This is a genomic window from Amycolatopsis sp. NBC_01286 (assembly GCF_035982555.1).
In the GTDB taxonomy this organism is placed as follows: domain Bacteria; phylum Actinomycetota; class Actinomycetes; order Mycobacteriales; family Pseudonocardiaceae; genus Amycolatopsis.
Genome location: NZ_CP108428.1, coordinates 1118274 through 1133825 on the forward strand (window position 1 = coordinate 1118274; position 15552 = coordinate 1133825).

17 protein-coding genes are annotated in these 15552 nt (G+C 71.9%); 10 read left to right on the forward strand and 7 right to left on the reverse strand.

Features of this window, described 5'->3' with window-relative positions:
• The first annotated feature begins 1 nt into the window (after position 1).
• Entirely contained in the window at positions 2 to 1117 is a 1116-nt protein-coding gene (gene sfnG, locus OG570_RS05200; protein WP_326955792.1) for a dimethylsulfone monooxygenase SfnG, read from the forward strand.
• Positions 1118 to 1206: 89 nt separating this feature from the next.
• On the forward strand, positions 1207 to 2448 hold the full coding sequence (locus OG570_RS05205) for an SLC13 family permease (RefSeq protein ID WP_326955793.1): 1242 nt from the start codon (positions 1207 to 1209) through the stop codon (positions 2446 to 2448).
• 120 nt (positions 2449 to 2568) lie between these two features.
• Here OG570_RS05205 and OG570_RS05210 read toward each other — a convergent pair whose 3' ends face one another.
• From OG570_RS05210 to OG570_RS05225, 4 genes are all read right to left on the reverse strand, one after another.
• Positions 2569 to 4314 (reverse strand): hypothetical protein, encoded by a 1746-nt coding sequence (locus OG570_RS05210; RefSeq protein WP_326955794.1) that lies wholly within the window; start codon positions 4312 to 4314, stop codon positions 2569 to 2571.
• Positions 4315 to 4497: 183 nt separating this feature from the next.
• Complete coding sequence (locus OG570_RS05215; protein WP_442788311.1) at positions 4498 to 5619, reverse strand: bifunctional RNase H/acid phosphatase; 1122 nt, start codon at positions 5617 to 5619, stop codon at positions 4498 to 4500.
• Positions 5620 to 5627: 8 nt separating this feature from the next.
• On the reverse strand, positions 5628 to 6365 hold the full coding sequence (locus OG570_RS05220; protein WP_247061167.1) for a zinc ribbon domain-containing protein: 738 nt from the start codon (positions 6363 to 6365) through the stop codon (positions 5628 to 5630).
• Between the two features lie 10 nt (positions 6366 to 6375).
• Positions 6376 to 7197 (reverse strand): Nif3-like dinuclear metal center hexameric protein, encoded by an 822-nt coding sequence (locus tag OG570_RS05225; RefSeq protein WP_326946388.1) that lies wholly within the window; start codon positions 7195 to 7197, stop codon positions 6376 to 6378.
• Between the two features lie 31 nt (positions 7198 to 7228).
• On the opposite strand from OG570_RS05225, the gene OG570_RS05230 reads away from it, so the two are divergent.
• From OG570_RS05230 to OG570_RS05245, 4 genes are all read left to right on the forward strand, one after another.
• Positions 7229 to 7792: a chorismate mutase gene (locus OG570_RS05230; protein ID WP_326955796.1), complete on the forward strand. Its 564-nt coding sequence runs from the start codon at positions 7229 to 7231 to the stop codon at positions 7790 to 7792.
• A 235-nt stretch (positions 7793 to 8027) separates the two neighbouring features.
• Positions 8028 to 8489 (forward strand): low molecular weight protein-tyrosine-phosphatase, encoded by a 462-nt coding sequence (locus tag OG570_RS05235; RefSeq protein WP_326955797.1) that lies wholly within the window; start codon positions 8028 to 8030, stop codon positions 8487 to 8489.
• Between the two features lie 60 nt (positions 8490 to 8549).
• Positions 8550 to 9395 carry an SURF1 family cytochrome oxidase biogenesis protein gene (locus OG570_RS05240; protein ID WP_326955798.1) on the forward strand — a complete coding sequence of 282 codons (846 nt, stop codon included), beginning with the start codon at positions 8550 to 8552 and terminating at the stop codon, positions 9393 to 9395.
• 50 nt (positions 9396 to 9445) lie between these two features.
• Positions 9446 to 10069, forward strand: a complete 624-nt coding sequence (locus OG570_RS05245; RefSeq protein WP_326955799.1) for an FMN-binding negative transcriptional regulator — start codon at positions 9446 to 9448, stop codon at positions 10067 to 10069.
• A gap of 1 nt (position 10070) precedes the next feature.
• Here OG570_RS05245 and OG570_RS05250 read toward each other — a convergent pair whose 3' ends face one another.
• From OG570_RS05250 to OG570_RS05260, 3 genes are all read right to left on the reverse strand, one after another.
• Positions 10071 to 10961 carry a cobalamin biosynthesis protein CobD/CbiB gene (locus OG570_RS05250; RefSeq protein ID WP_326955800.1) on the reverse strand — a complete coding sequence of 297 codons (891 nt, stop codon included), beginning with the start codon at positions 10959 to 10961 and terminating at the stop codon, positions 10071 to 10073.
• 70 nt (positions 10962 to 11031) lie between these two features.
• Entirely contained in the window at positions 11032 to 11172 is a 141-nt protein-coding gene (locus tag OG570_RS05255; RefSeq protein ID WP_326955801.1) for a hypothetical protein, read from the reverse strand.
• A gap of 257 nt (positions 11173 to 11429) precedes the next feature.
• Positions 11430 to 12122 carry a FadR/GntR family transcriptional regulator gene (locus OG570_RS05260; RefSeq protein WP_326946381.1) on the reverse strand — a complete coding sequence of 231 codons (693 nt, stop codon included), beginning with the start codon at positions 12120 to 12122 and terminating at the stop codon, positions 11430 to 11432.
• Positions 12123 to 12226: 104 nt separating this feature from the next.
• Between OG570_RS05260 and OG570_RS05265 the strand changes: the two genes are divergently transcribed.
• The 4 genes from OG570_RS05265 to OG570_RS05280 all read left to right on the forward strand — a co-directional run bounded on the left by OG570_RS05265 (position 12227) and on the right by OG570_RS05280 (position 15515).
• On the forward strand, positions 12227 to 12721 hold the full coding sequence (locus tag OG570_RS05265) for a gluconokinase (RefSeq protein WP_326955802.1): 495 nt from the start codon (positions 12227 to 12229) through the stop codon (positions 12719 to 12721).
• The gene (locus tag OG570_RS05270) at positions 12718 to 14085 is read left to right on the forward strand and encodes a GntT/GntP/DsdX family permease (protein WP_326955803.1); all 1368 of its coding nucleotides are present in this window, start codon (positions 12718 to 12720) and stop codon (positions 14083 to 14085) included. The genes OG570_RS05265 and OG570_RS05270 overlap by 4 nt, the downstream gene beginning before the upstream one ends.
• Positions 14086 to 14688: 603 nt before the next feature.
• Positions 14689 to 15012: an ArsR/SmtB family transcription factor gene (locus OG570_RS05275; protein ID WP_326955804.1), complete on the forward strand. Its 324-nt coding sequence runs from the start codon at positions 14689 to 14691 to the stop codon at positions 15010 to 15012.
• Positions 15009 to 15515 (forward strand): SRPBCC domain-containing protein, encoded by a 507-nt coding sequence (locus OG570_RS05280; RefSeq protein WP_326955805.1) that lies wholly within the window; start codon positions 15009 to 15011, stop codon positions 15513 to 15515. The genes OG570_RS05275 and OG570_RS05280 overlap by 4 nt, the downstream gene beginning before the upstream one ends.
• The last annotated feature ends 37 nt before the right edge of the window (positions 15516 to 15552 follow it).

Here is a 15552-nt window from a genome sequence, read left to right on the forward strand (position 1 = left end):
CATGTCTTCGCCCGAGGAACCTCTGAAATTCGCCTACTGGGTCCCGAACGTGAGCGGCGGGCTCGTCACGAGCGACATCGAGCAGCGCACGGACTGGGGCTACGAGTACAACCGCGAACTGGCGGTGCTCGCCGAGAACAACGGGTTCGAGTACGCCCTCTCCCAGGTGCGCTACACGGCGAGCTACGGCGCGGCCTACCAGCACGAGTCGACCGGGTTCAGCCTGGCGCTGCTGCTCGCCACCGAGCGGCTGAAGGTGATCGCGGCCGTGCATCCCGGCCTGTGGCACCCCGGCGTGCTGGCGAAGTTCATCGCGAGCGCCGACGTCATCTCCGGCGGCCGCGCGGCCGTGAACGTCGTCAGCGGCTGGTTCAAGGACGAGTTCACCGGCCTGGGCGAAGCGTGGCTCGAGCACGACGAGCGCTACCGGCGGTCGGAGGAGTTCATCCGCGTGCTGCGGGAGCTCTGGACCAGCGACCACGCCGAGTTCCGCGGCGACTTCTACCGGATCCACGACTTCGACATCAAGCCGAAGCCGGTCGTCACGCCGCACCCGGAGATCTTCCAGGGCGGCAACTCCACGGCGGCGCGCAAGCTCGCCGGGCGCGTCTCGGACTGGTACTTCAGCAACGGCAAGGACTTCGACGGCTTCAGCGAGCAGGTCGCGGAGGTGAACGGGTACGCGGCGGAGAACGACCACACCGTCCGATTCGGACTGAACGGCTTCCTCATCGCCCGCGAGACCGAGAGCGAGGCGAAGGCCGTGCTGCGCGAGATCGTCGACAAGGCCAACCGCCCCGCCGTCGATGGCTTCCGCAACGCCGTCAAGCAGGCCGGAAAGTCCACTTCGGACACCAAGGGCATGTGGGCGGACTCGGAGTTCGAAGACCTCGTGCAGTACAACGACGGCTTCCGCACCCGGCTGATCGGCACGCCGGAGCAGATCGCCGACCGCGCCATCGAGTACAAGCGGCGCGGGGCGAACCTGCTGCTGCTCGGGTTCCTGCACTACCTGGAGGACGTCGCGCACTTCGGCGAGCACGTGCTGCCGGTGATCCGGGAGAAGGAACGCGACCTCGCCCGCGGCGCCGCGACCCCGGAGCCGCTCGGCGCCTGACCTCCGCGCGTGGCGGCGCCCCCCGTCTTCCACGTTACCCGAGGGCACCGACAGAATCGGCGGCCGACGTCGTCGGTTAGCGTGAGCCGGTGAACTTCTGGGCGGGTGCCGCGAGCCTGGTGCTCCTGATCGGGGTGCTGGTCTTCGCGATCGTCCGGCCGCGCGGCTGGCCGGAGGCGGTCGCCGCGGTGCCGGCGGCGGGGCTGGCGCTCCTGTTCGGACTGGTGCGCCCGGCCGCGGCCGGGCACCGGGCCGTCGAGATCCTGCCGACGCTCGGCTTCCTCGCCGCGATCCTCCTGCTGTCCTTTTTGGCCAGTGTGGACGGCGTGTTCGACTGGCTCGGCAACCGTCTCGCCGAGGCGTGCCACGGCCGCCCCCGGCGGCTGCTGGTCCTGACGTTCGCCGCGGCGGCCGGCGTGACGGCGGTCCTCAGCCTCGACGCCACCGTCGTCCTGCTGACGCCGGTGGTGCTCGCGACGGCGTCGAGCCTGAAGATGCCCGCGCGGCCGCACGCCTACGCCTGCGTGCACCTGGCGAACTCGGCGTCGACGCTGCTGCCGGTGTCCAACCTGACCAACCTGCTGGCCTTCGCCGCGTCCGGGCTGACGTTCGCCGGCTTCACGGCGTTGATGGCGCTGCCGTGGCTGGTGACGATCGGCATCGAACTGCTCGTCTTCCTGCGGTTCTTCGCCACGGACCTGAAGCCGCAGGAGACGGCGGAGCCGCGGCAGCACCTGGAGACGCCGACGTTCGCGCTGGTCGTCCTGGCGCTGACGCTGGTCGGCTTCGGGCTGGGCCCGCTGGGCCACGTCGAGCCGGTCTGGATCGCGACGGCCGCGGCGCTGGTCCTCGGCGTGCGCGCGCTGGCGCGGGGCAAGATCAAGCCGTGGCAGCTGATCAGCGAGGCGGCGCCGCAGTTGTGCCTGTTCGTGCTGGGCCTGGCGGTGGTGGTCGAGGCGGTGTCGGAGCACCTGCTGGGCGGCCTGCTCCGCGACGTGCTGCCGACGTCGACGGGCCTGGTGGACCTCCTGCTGGCGGCCGGCGTCGCGGCGCTGCTGGCCAACCTGGTCAACAACCTCCCGGCGACGCTGATCCTGTTGTCGGTCCTGGGCACGCACCCGGCGCCGGGTGTGCTGCTGGCGGTGCTGCTGGGCGTCAACATCGGCCCGAACGCGAGCTACCTCGGCTCCCTGGCCACGCTGCTGTGGCGCCGAGCCCTCCCGGCCCACCCGTCGGCCAAGACGTTCCACACGCTGGGAGCCCTGACGACCCCGCTGTGTCTGGCCGCGGCCACGGTGGCCCTCTGGCTGGGCCTCACCGTCGCGACGTAATCCGTCACCCGCGTGATCGCGGCCGGATCTCACGTGACTGAGGCCGGAACTCGCGAGTTCCGGCCTCAGTCACGCTGGTCACGGGCCCGATCACGCGAGTGACGGGCCGGGTCACGCGGGTTACGGGTTCGGGACCGTCAGGGTCTGGCCCGGCTTCATCGTCGCGCCGCAGTCGTCGAGCGGGCCGCCGAAACGGTCGGCGGCCACGGCCGGAATCGTCACCTTCGCGTAGTCCTGGGCCGCCTTCAGCTTGGCCGGGTCGGTGACCGCGTCCTTGCGGACCCAGTCGCCGTTGCGCAGGCCTTCGATCGGCGACGAGTAGACCAGCACGTAGTCGCGGTCCAGACGCGGGTCCAGCGCGATCCCGTTGCCCGCGGCCCACGGGCCCCACGAGTGGATGAACGTCGGCTTGACCGTGTCGAACACGTAGTTGCGCAGGCCCGCGAGGTCGTTGTCGTGGACCAGGTCGGCGATCGGCTTGTTGACCAGGCCGGCCATGTCCACCAGCTCGAGCCGGCTGGTCATCGACGAGCCGCCGAGGTCGGGCAGCAGCAGCGACGCCTTCTGGATGCCCAGGATGTCCGCGTACGTGTTGAAGCCGCGACCGAAGCGGTCCGCGACCAGGCACGCGGTGATGTTCGGGTTCTTCGCGAACTTGTCCGCGGCCTGGGCGAACCCGACGGCCGACGGGACGAACGCGCCCACCAGGACCACGACGATCCCGATCCGCAGCAGCGCCCGGCGGTGCTTCAGCAGCTCACCCGCCGACAGCGTGCCGGCGATGACCGCCAGCGGCCAGATCGGGCTGGCGAACCGGTGCTGGTACATCCAGTCGGCGACCATCACGCCGTACGCGACGATCCCCAGCCCCAGCGGCACCAGCAACGCGGTCAGCGAACGCCGCCACGGCGCCTTGACCAGCGCGAACACGATCACGAGCAGCAGCAGGACGACGCCCGCCCAGCCCGCGTAGCCGGCCAGCTCGAACGGCCGCTTCACGGCGTCGATCCCCGGCAGACCCTGCTGCTTCGCGACCGACGGGTTGGCCAGCAGCCTGCCGAACTCGGCGTGCCGCCAGACGACGTACGCGCCGAACGGGACGGCGAACGCGGCCACCGACAGCAGCGCGAGCCGGAAGCTCTTCCAGAACAGGCCCGACCGCAGCAGGAACAGCGCGGCCAGCGGGTACGCGCCCGCGTAGATCAGGCCTTCCGGCCGGGTCAGCGCGGCGAACGCGACCATGACGCCGGCCCACAGCGCGACCTTCGGGGTCAGCAGCTTGTCCCGCTTCACCGAGACGAACAGCGTCACGCCCAGCGTGACGACGACGAAGGCGAACAGCGAGTTCTCCAGGCCGGACACGACCCAGATGACGAACGACGGGATCGTCGCCAGCGTCAGGCCGACGACCAGGGTGGCCAGCCACGCGAAGCGCGTGAAGATCTGCTTCGCGGCGATGTAGCAGGCGGTCAGGATGCCGCCGGTGAACAGCAGGCCCAGCAGCTTCGGGAACAGCACGTAGTCGGGCAGGCCGAAGAGCAGGCCGTGGTCGAAGAGGCCGACGAGCTTGCCGACGCCGAGCAGCACCATCCACGTCGGGTCCGAGAAGCCCTCGACCGGCGGCGCGCCCGGCTGCAGCACCGGGCCGAGGCCGTCGGCGAAACTGCGGGCGTAGGAGAAGGTGATGGCGGCGTCGTCGACGATCCAGTGGCCGTAGCGGGTGGCGTGCGCCGCGACGGCGGCCACCCCGGCGAGCACGGCCAGTACCGGTGCCAGGCGCGCGCCCCAGCCCCGCGTCGTGGTGGTGGCCACGGGGTCGTCGGGGACGTCGCTCTGGGAAGTCTCGGTGAGTGCGCTAGCCGTCATGTCCTCGTCACTGTTCCGCCCGCAGGCCTCTGCCGGTGGGTTACGCACGAGCCGGCGCCCCATGAATGGACCCGAGGCCGGGTCCACCGCCGCGGCGCCGCGGTCGAGCCACTGTAGCCAATACCCCATCGGGGGTCGGCCACGCGTCGCCGTTGAGCGTGATCCACCCCACAGTTGCCCCGGTCAGCTCAGGTGCGACGTGTCGTTCACCAGCCGGACCGACGCGTTGCCGTCCGGGTAGAACTCGACGATCGACAGCGACGCCAGGTCCAGGTGCAGCCGGAACAGCAGCGACGGCCCGGCGTCCAGGCCCATCCGCAGCAGCGTCTTGATCGGTGTCACGTGGCTGACCAGCACCAGCGTCCGGCCGCCGTGCTCGGCGATCAGCTCGTCGCGGGCCTTGCGGACGCGCTGGTGGACGACGTCGAAGCTCTCGCCGCCGGGCGGCGGGACCGAGCTGTCGCCGATCCAGGAGCGGTGCAGCTCCGGGTCGCGGTCGGCGGACTCGGCGAACGTGAGCCCCTCCCACTCGCCGAAGTCGGTCTCGATGAGCCCGGGGTGGGTCTCGACGCGGCCGCCGAGCGCGTCGGCGACGGCCTGCGCGGTCTGCTTCGTGCGCGTGAGCGGCGAGGAGATGATCGGGACGGACTCGCCGTCGACGATCAAGCCTTCGGTCGCGGCCAGCCGCTTCGCCGCCGCGGCCGCCTGCGCGCGGCCGAGCTCGGTGAGCGGGACGTCGCCGCGGCCGGAGTAGCGCCGCAACGCCGACATCTCCGTCTGGCCGTGGCGCAGCAGGAGCAGCCGGGTCGGGGTGCCGCGGGCGCCGGTCCAGGCGACGACGGCGCGGTCCGGCTTCCGGGTCGGCAGCTTCGGCGTGGCCAGGGCGGGCTTGCCGGCGGCCGGCTTCCCGGTGGCCGCGTCCATCGCCTCGTTGGCCAGCCTGTCCGCGTGCGAGTTCTGCGCGCGCGGGATCCACTCGTAGCGGACGCGCGTGAAGCCGGCGGCGATCTCCTTCGCCTGCGCGGCGAGCGGCTGCATGTCCGGGTGCTTGATCTTCCAGCGCCCGGACATCTGCTCCACCACGAGCTTCGAGTCCATCCGAACGTCCACAGTGGACGCTCCGAGCTCGGCCGCGGCGGCCAGCCCGGCGATCAGGCCGCGGTACTCGGCGACGTTGTTGGTGACGACGCCGAGGCCTTCCTTGCGCTCGGCCAGAACCTCGTCCGTCGCGGCGTCCTTGACCACCGCGCCGTAGCCGGCGGGCCCCGGGTTGCCCCGGGATCCGCCGTCGGCCTCGATGACCACGTGCTCGGTCACAGGCCGGACTCCACGGTCCTGACCAGGATCGCGCCGCAGTTCTCGCACTGCACGACGTCGTCCTCGGGGCCGCCCTTGATCTCGTTGACGGTGTTGCGGTCCAGCTCGAGCTGGCAGGCGCCGCACCGGCGGGCGCGCAGCAGCGCGGCGCCGATCCCCTTGTGCTCGCGGACGCGCTCGTACAGCTTCAGCAGCGGCTCCGGGAAGCGCGGCAGCAGCTTCGCGCGGTCTTCGTCGCGGCGGGCGCGGGTGGTGTCGAGGTCCTTGAACGCCTCGTCACGGCGGATGATCGCGGCGGCGACCTCGGACTCGGCCTTGTCGACCTCGGCGCCGGTGCGCTGCGCGTCCAGGCCCAGCGCCTCGCGCTGCTCCATCAGCTCCAGGAGGTCGTCTTCCAGCGCGCTCTGCCGGCGCTGCAGGGTCTGCAGCTCGTGCTCGATGTCGGTCATCTGCTTGGAGTTCACGGATCCGGACGCCAGGAGCTTGCGGTCGCGGTCCTCGCGGGCGCGCACCGACTCGATCTCCTTCTCCTGCCGGGCCACCTCCCGGTCGAGGTCGGACGCGGCGGTCTCCGTGGACACGAGCGCGTCGCGGCGATCCCGGACGGTCTTCTCCCCGGCGTCGATCTCGGCCAGCTCGGGAAGGGTGCGGCGACGGTGCGCGGTGCGCGAGAGCTCGGCGTCCACCTTGGCGAGCTCGAGCAACTGGCGCTGCACGGCGGGTTCGGCCTTCACGGTGCTCCTCTTAATTCGATGTGCGCTCGGCGCGGACGTTCCACGGGTCGGTGCACCGCGTGGAGACGCAGATGTCGACGTTACCCGCAAACGCTCGCGCCACGACCGCCGAGGCTTGCCTGCACCAGGGCCATTCGCTGGCCCAGTGGGTCAGCCCGACCAGCGCGGGCACCGGGCCCGGGCTCGCCAGGTGCTCACCCGCGGGGTGATGCCGCAGGTCGGCGGTGACGTAGGCGTCGACCCCGGCTTCGGTGGCCAGCGCGAGGTAGGAGTCCCCGGCCCCGCCGGAGACGGCGACGGTGCGGATCGGCCGGTCCTCGTCGCCCGCGCCGAGCACGCCGGGGACGGTCGCGGGCAGCGCGTCCGCGACGCGCTGGACGAAGACGCCGAAGGGTTCCGGCTCCGGCAGTTCGCCGATGCGGCCGAGGCCCGTGACACCGTCCGGCTTCGGGTCGAGGGGCCGCAGGACGCGGAGGCCGATCGCTTCGGCGAGCGCGTCGGAGACGCCGGGGTCGGCGGAGTCGGCGTTGGTGTGCGCGCAGTAGAGCGCGATCCCGGCGCGGATCATCCGGTGCACGAGCGCGCCCTTCGCCGTGTCGGCGGGGACGCCGTGCACGCCGCGCAGCAGCAGCGGGTGGTGCGCGACGATCAGCTGCGCGCCGAGCTCGACGGCTTCGTCGAGGGTGTCGGCGCCGGGGTCGACGCAGAAGAGCACGCGCGTCACGGACTCGGCCGGGTCACCGCAGACGAGGCCGACGGCGTCCCACGACTCGGCGAGCGCCGGTGGGTACGCCTGCTCCAGCACGGTGATGACTTCGGAAAGGGCGGGCATCCGGGGATCTTCGCATGTAGCGTTTCGGGCCATGCGGCTTCGGTCCTGGCTCGTCACGGTGATGGTGGCGCTGGCGGCGCTCCTGGCCTGCACGGCCCCCGCTTCGGCGGCGCCTTCCTTGTGGCGCCTCACGGATCTCGCGGCGCAGCGCGTCCGGATCGCCGACCAGGTGGCGGCGGCCAAGTACGGCACGCCGTCCCCGATCGACGACCCGGTGCGCGAGCAGCAGATCTACGACACGGTCGCGGCGCGGGCCCCGCAGCTCGGCCTGGACCCGGCGGACGCGGTGCGGTTCTTCCGCGCCCAGATCGAGGCGAACAAGGTGGTCCAGCGCGGCCTGTACGCCCGCTGGGCCACGCACCCGTCGGAGGTCCCGGCGACCCGCCCCGACCTCGGCGAGATCCGCCCGGTGATCGACCGCCTCAACAGCGGCCTGCTGACGGAGCTGGCGGCGACGCTTCCGGCACGAGCGGCCCGTTCGTGCCCGCAGCGGCAGCTCCTCGCCGCCGGCGTCGCGGACGTCGTCCACCGCTTCGACGCCCTGCACGCTCGCGCACTGGAAGAAGCGGTCTCGGCGACCTGCCTGCCGCGTTAGGGGGCGCTCCGGCGGCGGGTCACCGCCGCCGCGAGCGCCGTGCGGGGGTCAGTTGCAGTTGCCGCAGCAGCCGCAGCCCTGGCCGGTGCACTTCGAGCAGCACCCGTGCATGATCGCTCTCCTTCCGGTTCGCGTCCTCGCGTGATCGACGCTAGGTGCCCGGTGCGGGCCGGTGGTACCGCCGAGCGGTGAGCTGACCAGGTGAACCCGGCGGACCGGTGGTTACGCTCGCCGCATGCTTCGGATCGTCGTTGTCTGCTCCGGCAACATCTGCCGCTCTCCCATGGCCGAGCTCGTCCTCCGGAAGGAGCTCGGCGACGCCGGCCTCGCCGACGCCGTCCGCGTCACCAGTGCCGGAACCGGCGGCTGGCACGAAGGCGAACCCGCCGACAAGCGGGCCCGGGCGACCCTCGAGGCCCACGGCTACCCCACCCGGCACGTCGCGTCCGAGGTGTCCGACGAGGACCTCGGCGCCGACCTCCTGCTCGCCGCCGACGCAGGGCACGCCGAGTTCCTGCGGGCCCGCGTCGACGATCCGGCGAAGGTGCGGCTGCTGCGGTCGTTCGACCCGTCGGCCCCGGGCGGCGCCGAGGTGCCGGACCCCTACTACGGCGGTGACGACGGCTTCGAGGACGTCCTCGGCATGGTCGAACGCGCGGTGCCCGGTTTGCTGGATTGGGTGCGTTCGCACCCCTGACACGTCACAGTGACCGAGGTCGGCGGGCGGGCCGGACCGGGCACGGCCTACCGTGGTGGGGTGCGGTTGCGGTTCCTGCTCCGGCCCGGGTGGCTGGCTCTGACGGTGGTGGTGTTCGCCTTCGCCGTCTGTTGCTTCACGCTCTTGTCGCCGTGGCAGTTCGGCCGCAACACCGAGCGCGAGCAGCAGAACTCCTCGCTCGAGACGTCGTTCACGGCCGCGCCGGTGCCGCTCGACCAGCTGCTGGCGCCGGGCGCCGTGCCCGACCAGCACACCGAGTGGCACCTCGTGTCGATCACCGGTCAGTACCTCCCGGACAAGGAGGTCGTCGCGCGGCTGCGGACCGTGCAGGGCGAGGGCGCCTACGAGGTGCTGACGCCGCTGCGGACGACCGACGGCACGGTCGTGCTGATCGACCGCGGGTTCGTCAAGCTCGACAGCAAGTCCGGCGTGCTGCCCTTCGCGCCGGCGCCGGGCGGGACCGTGCAGGTCACCGCGCGGGTGCGCAGCGACGAGACCGACCCGAAGAACCGTGACGCCTTCGCCGACGCGTCGACCGACGGGCGGCTGCAGAGCTACGTCGTCGACTCGAAGGTCGTCGCGCGGGCGGGCAGGATCGACATCCGGCCCGGGTACTTCCAGCTCGACACCGATCAGCCCGGTGTGCTGGGCGCGCTGCCGCTGCCGCAGACCGACTCGGGGCCGTTCTTCTCCTACGCCCTGCAGTGGATCGCGTTCGGCGCGATGGCCGTGCTGGGCTGGCTGTACTTCACCGTGCGCGAGCTGAAGCCGGGTGGCGCGCTGACCGCGCCGAAGGAGCCGGGCGAGCGGACGCGGCGGAAGTCCGTCTCGGAGATCTTGGCCGAGGACGAGGCCGAGTACGCCGAAAGTGGCCCTTCGAAGTAAGCCGGAAATGGCCCTGGGGCGAGGCCACTTGTGGTCCTCATACTGGGTTCATGCTGATCCACCCCTGGGACGCCGCGAAGGACGACGCCGAGTGGCGGGACTGGCTGGCCGGCCACGACTTCGGCCAGCTGATCGCCGGCGGCACCGGCCGCGACCTGCCGATGGTCACGCCCGCGCACTTCGCCTACGACGGCGACCGCACGATCGTCACCCACCTGGCCCGCCCCAACCCGATCTGGCCGCTGCTGGAGGAGCACCCGCGCGCGCTGCTGACGGTGGTCGACGACTACACGTACATCCGCGCGGACTGGAACACCGCGTCCGGCGCCGACCCGGCACGCGGCGTACCGACGTCGTACTACGCGACGGTCCAGCTCGAGGGCGACGTCCGGCTGGTCGACGACCCGGCGGCGAAGGCTTCCTTGCTGGACAAGCAGTTGCGCCACTTCGAGACCGACGGAGCGCGCGCTCCGGTGAGCGCGACGGACGCCCCCGACCGGCGGCTGCTGCCCGGGATCCGCGGGATCGAGTTCACGATCACGGGCGTCCGCGCGAAGTTCAAGTTCGGCGGAAACCGGACGGAAGAGGACCGCGAGCGGATCGGCGCCCAGCTGGCCGAGCGGGACGGACGGCTGGACGCGGAGGCGTTGACCCAGCTGCGCCGCCGCGGCTGACTCAGTGGTTGCGGCGCCAGAGGCCCGCGACCACCGCGAGCAGCACTGACGTCACGCCGGCCAGCCAGCCGACCACACGGGACAGTTCCACCGCGCGTGTCACGTGACCGGCGTCCGGGTTGCGGCCGACGCCCAGCACCGGGCGCTCCTCGATGCCGTGCGGGTACACCGTCCGGCCGCCGACGCGGATCTCCAGCGCTCCCGCGAACGCCGCCTCCACGCGGCCCGCGTTGGGGCTGGGGTGCGCGATCGTGTCGCGGCGCCACGCGCGCCACGCGCCGCCCGCCGAGCCGCCGACCACCGGGGCCGCCAGCACCGTCAGGCCCGCCGCGATGCGGGTCGGGACCAGGTGGACGAGCTCGTCGAGGCGGTCGAGCGCCCAGTGGCCGGGGCGGCCGCCGCGCGTGCGGCGCAGCAGGCTGACCGCCCGCGCGCCGAGCAGGCCTGGGACGCCCGCCACCGCGCCCCACACCAGCGGCGCGACGACGGCGTCGGATGTGTTCTCCGCCAACGTTTCCACCGACGCCCGCGACAGCGCGACCGGGCCCAGCCCGTCGGCGACGCGGGGGTCCAGTTCGGACAGTGTCGAGCGGGCCGGCTCGAACCGGCACTCCTCGAGGTCGCGCGCGAGCTCGGTGCCCTGCAGCGCCAGGCCGGCCGCGCCGAGCACGGCCCAGGTCGTGACGGCGGTCGCCGAGGCCTGCACCAGCGGACGGCCACGCCCGGCGCGTTCGAGCACCAGGCCACCCAGCACGGCGGCCACGGCCACCGCGGCACCCGGCGCGGGCCCGAAGCGGCGGAAGGCCGTCACCGGCGGACGCCGGCGCGGGTCGCCGAGGGCGCCGTCGGCCGCTACGCCCAACACCAGTCCGATCGCGCGCGCCGCGCTCACCTGTGCCCCCCGGCAGAAAGAAAGTCCAGTTCGAGGAGAGGCTACTCGCCCCACCGGACCACCGAACGGCCTACTCGACGAGCGCCACGATCGCCACCCGCGCCCGGACCACGGTGTCCCGCGCCGGGACCACCGACCGCCTGACCAGCGCCGTGATCACCGAGGGCGCCCGGACCACCCGACCGCCGCCGGGCTGCACCACCAGCACCACGATTCCGCACCACGAAGCGCGCACCGACCGGCTTGACCGCGACCGCTCCGAGCAATTCGGACACCGACCTCGCCGACGATCTCGTTCCGCGCCCGGACCCCACCCGCGCCGACCTAGTCGACCGGCGCCGCGACCCACCCTTCCGACGCGCGGATCACTCCACCGGCACCGCAATCTGGTCCCACGCCCGGGATCCCACCCGCGACCCGCGCCGACCTGCTCGACCGGCGCCGCGACCCACCCTTCCGACGTGCAGGTCACTCCACCAGCGCCGCGATCTCTTCGCGCGCCTGGACCACGATGTCGCGCATTGCGCGTTCGGCCCGGTCCGCGTCGCCCGCCGTGACCGCGGCCGCCACCTCCAGGTGCAGGGCCACCGCCTCGGGCTGGGGTTCCGGGGGCATCAGGCCGTGGCCGGTCCGGCCGGTCAGCACCTCCGCGACCACCTCCGACAGCTGCGCGAACATCGGGTTCCCGGACGCCGTGAGCAGCAGGTCGTGGAACGCGATGTCGAACCCGAGGAACGCCGAGAGGTCGCGCGCTCGGGCTGTCCGCGCCAGCCGCTCGCCCAGTGCGCCGAGGCGGCCGCGCTCCTCCGGGGTCGCGCGCAGGGCCGCGTAGCGCGCCGCGCACGGCTCGATCGCCGAACGCAGCTCGTTCAGCGTGGCCAGGGCGGCCGGGCGCGACGGGCCGTCGAGCTGCCAGCGGATCAGCTTCGGGTCGTAGTGGTTCCACTCCCCCGGGTCCCGCACGATCACCCCGACGCGCCGCTTGCTGCTGGTCAGGCGCATCGTCTCGAGCACTCGGACCACTTCGCGCGCTACCGTCCGCGAAGCACCGAAGCGTTCCTGGAGCTCTTCGGACCGCAGCACCGTCCCCGGCGGCAGCGAACCGTTCGCGATCGCCGCGCCGAGCTCGTCCAGGACCTGGTCGTGCCTGTCGTTCCCCACGACCCCCAACCTAGCGAACTGACTCGATTAAGTAGCACTTAATCTTGAATAAGTAGTACTTTTGAGTTTGACTCACCCGAGCACAACGAAGTGGGAGGTGCGGGATGACCGTCATCGTGGTGATGGGGGTGTCGGGCTCCGGGAAGACGACGGTCGGCACGGCGCTGGCGAACGCGCTGGGCGTCGAGTACGCCGAGGCCGACACGTTCCACCCGCAGGCCAACATCGACAAGATGACCGCCGGGACGCCGCTGACCGACGCGGACCGCGCCCCCTGGCTCGAGGCGATCGCCGGCTGGATCCGCGCGCACCAGGACACCGGCGGCGTCGTGACGTCGTCCGCGCTCAAGCGCCGCTACCGCGACGTCCTGCGCACCGGCGGCAACGTCTGGTTCGCGCACCTGCACGGCGACCGCGAAATCCTCGCCGAGCGCATGCAGACCCGCAAGGGCCACTTCATGCCAGTGTCCCTTTTGGACTCGCAGCTCGCCGACCTCGAGCCCCTCGAGCCGGACGAGCCCGGCGCGATCTTCGACATCCGCGACACCCCCGGTGAGATCACCGAAGCCGCGTTGACCGCCTTCCGGGAGCTCGCATGACGTCCGTCCTAGCCGCCGCCTGGACCGGCCACGACACCCGGCTGATCGGCGCGACCGTCGTCGCCATCGCGGTGATCGTCGTGCTGATCACCAAGGTGAAGCTGCACCCGTTCCTGTCGCTGGTGCTCGGCTCGCTGGTGCTCGGCCTGGCCGCCGGGATGCCGGTCGAGAAGCTGATCAAGAGCTTCTCCAACGGCGTCGGCAGCACGGTCGCCTCGGTCGGCATCCTGATCGCGCTCGGCGCGATGCTCGGCAAGCTGCTGGCCGACTCCGGTGGTGCCGACCAGATCGTCGACACCGTGCTCGGCAAGGCCCGCGGCGCCGCGCTGCCGTGGGCGATGGCCCTGGTCGCGGCGCTGATCGGGCTGCCGATGTTCTTCGAGATCGGCCTCGTCATGCTGATCCCGGTCGTGCTGCTGGCGGTCAAGCGCACCGGGAAACCGTTGATGCTGCTGGGGATTCCCGCTCTCGCCGGCCTTTCGGTGCTGCACGGCCTGGTCCCGCCGCACCCCGGCCCGCTCGCCGCGGCGGGCGCGCTGAACGCGAACGTCGGGATCACGCTGGCGTTCGGCCTGCTCGTCGGCATCCCGACGCTGGTCATCGCGGGCCCGCTGTTCGGCAAGCTCGCCGCCCGGATGGTGCCGGACGCCGTGGCGCCCGCGCGGCTGGTCCCGGAGCGCGCGGACACGGACAAACCGCGGCCCAGCTTCGCCGCGACGCTCTCGACGGTCCTGCTCCCGGTCGTGCTCATGCTCGCGAAGGCGCTGTCGGACATCCTGCTGGACAAGGAAAGCCAGGCGCGCAAGATCCTGGACTTCATCGGCGACCCGCTGATCGCACTGCTCGCGGCGGTGCTGGTGGGCATGGTCCTGCTCGGCCGCCCGGCCGGCCTGGGCCGCGGCCAGCTGTCCACTGTGGTCGGTGACGCGCTGGGCCCGATCGCCGGGATCCTGCTGATCGTCGGCGCCGGCGGCGGCTTCAAGCAGACCCTGGTCGACGCCGGTGTCGGCGACGTCATCACGGGCCTGGCCAAGGACGCGAACCTCTCGCCGCTGCTGCTGGGCTGGCTGGTGGCGGTGGCGATCCGCCTCGCGACGGGCTCAGCCACGGTCGCAACGGTCTCGGCGGCGGGCATCGTCGCACCGCTGGCGGCCACGATGGACCCGTCGCACAGCGCGCTGCTGGTGCTGGCGATCGGGGCCGGGTCGCTGTTCTTCTCGCACGTGAACGACGCGGGGTTCTGGCTGGTCAAGGAGTACTTCGGGCTGACGGTCGGGCAGACGCTGAAGAGCTGGTCGGTGATGGAGACGCTGATTTCGGTGGTGGCGATCGCGCTGATCCTGCCGCTGTCGCTGGTGGTGTAGCTCGACCGCTTGAGGCCGCCATCCCCGCGCCGGGGGTGGCGGCCATTCTTGTGGTCGCCGACCGGGGGTGCGAACGGTCCACTCACGACGGTTTCGGCACGAACGGGCCACTCGCGCTCGCCAGTACTCGCACGGCAGGAGGCGGGTTCGCCACCGCGCGAACGGGCCACTCGCGACAATTTCGGCACCAACGGACCGTTCGCGCGGCAATCGACATCAGCGGGCCGTTCGCCTCGCGACCAGCACGAGCGGCCACTCGTGACGCCCGCCGCCAGGTGCGAACGGGCCAGTCGCGACAGTTTCGGCACCAACGGGCCACTCGCGCTCCGGCCACCAGTGCGCCAACGGGCCGTTCGCGACGAATCCGGCAGTACCGGGCCGTTCGCCTCCACACCGCCGGGGTACCAACGGGCCACTCGCACCCTCGCCCGCCGCGGCACCAACGGGCCGTTCGTGCCCGAACCGGCACCAACGGGCCGTTCGCACCCTCGCCCGCCAAAGCACCAACGGGCCGTTCGCGCCCCAACCGGCACCAACGGGCCGTTCGCACCAGCGCCACCCGCACCGTTGACATGTGACCTTTTGGTCACCTATTCTTCCGGCGTGCCCGACGACGACCTGGTGTTCAAGGCGCTGGCGGATCCGACCCGCCGGTTCCTGCTCGACCTGCTCTTCGAGCGTGACGGGCGCACGCTCACCGAACTCGAAACGCGCGTCGACATGAGCCGCTTCGGCGTTATGAAGCACCTCAAGCTGCTCGAAGAGGCCGGCCTGGTCGTCGCGCGGAAGGAAGGGCGGGAAAAGCTGCACTTCCTGAACCCCGTGCCGATCCGGGAGATCCACGACCGGTGGATCGACAAGTACACCGAGCGCCGGGTGACCGCGCTGCTCGATCTCAAGAACGAACTGGAAGGCGACAAACCATGACGAACACCGTGCAGGTCAACCGCATCTACATCAAGGCCACCCCGGAGCGGATCTGGGAAGCCATCACCAAGCCCGAGTGGACCCAGAGGTACGGCTACACCGGCCTCGTCGACTTCGACCTGAAGGCGGGTGGCAAGCACCGGACCCACCCGACGCAGGCCTTCATCGACGCGGGCTTCACCGGTGACCTGATCGACGGCGAGGTCCTCGAGGCCGATCCGCCGCGCAGACTCGTCATCACGTGGAAGCTGCTGATGGACCCGGCGATGGCCGACGAGCCCTACACGACCGTCACCTACGACATCGAAGCCACACAGACCGCCGGCACCAGACTCACCGTGACCCACGACGTCACCGGCGCGCCCGCCACCGGGGCGATGGTCGGCGGGGAGCACGAGGACATCGACGCCGCGCCCGGCCAAGGTGCGGGTGGGGGCTGGGCCTGGATCCTCTCCGATCTCAAGACCCTGCTGGAGACCGGCGACGTCATCGTGCCGGCCTGACGAGGTCCCGGCAGGCCGGCTCGCGCCGCTTCGAGCC

Bases quoted from the DNA above. Each gene is read 5' to 3' on its own strand.
- sfnG (WP_326955792.1), top strand. From the start codon at position 2: ATGTCTTCGCCCGAGGAACCTCTGAAATTCGCCTACTGGGTCCCGAAC.
- OG570_RS05210 (WP_326955794.1), bottom strand. From the start codon at position 4,314: ATGACGGCTAGCGCACTCACCGAGACTTCCCAGAGCGACGTCCCCGAC.
- OG570_RS05225 (WP_326946388.1), bottom strand. From the start codon at position 7,197: ATGCCCGCCCTTTCCGAAGTCATCACCGTGCTGGAGCAGGCGTACCCA.
- OG570_RS05230 (WP_326955796.1), top strand. From the start codon at position 7,229: ATGCGGCTTCGGTCCTGGCTCGTCACGGTGATGGTGGCGCTGGCGGCG.
- OG570_RS05235 (WP_326955797.1), top strand. From the start codon at position 8,028: ATGCTTCGGATCGTCGTTGTCTGCTCCGGCAACATCTGCCGCTCTCCC.
- OG570_RS05245 (WP_326955799.1), top strand. From the start codon at position 9,446: ATGCTGATCCACCCCTGGGACGCCGCGAAGGACGACGCCGAGTGGCGG.
- OG570_RS05265 (WP_326955802.1), top strand. From the start codon at position 12,227: ATGACCGTCATCGTGGTGATGGGGGTGTCGGGCTCCGGGAAGACGACG.
- OG570_RS05270 (WP_326955803.1), top strand. From the start codon at position 12,718: ATGACGTCCGTCCTAGCCGCCGCCTGGACCGGCCACGACACCCGGCTG.
- OG570_RS05280 (WP_326955805.1), top strand. From the start codon at position 15,009: ATGACGAACACCGTGCAGGTCAACCGCATCTACATCAAGGCCACCCCG.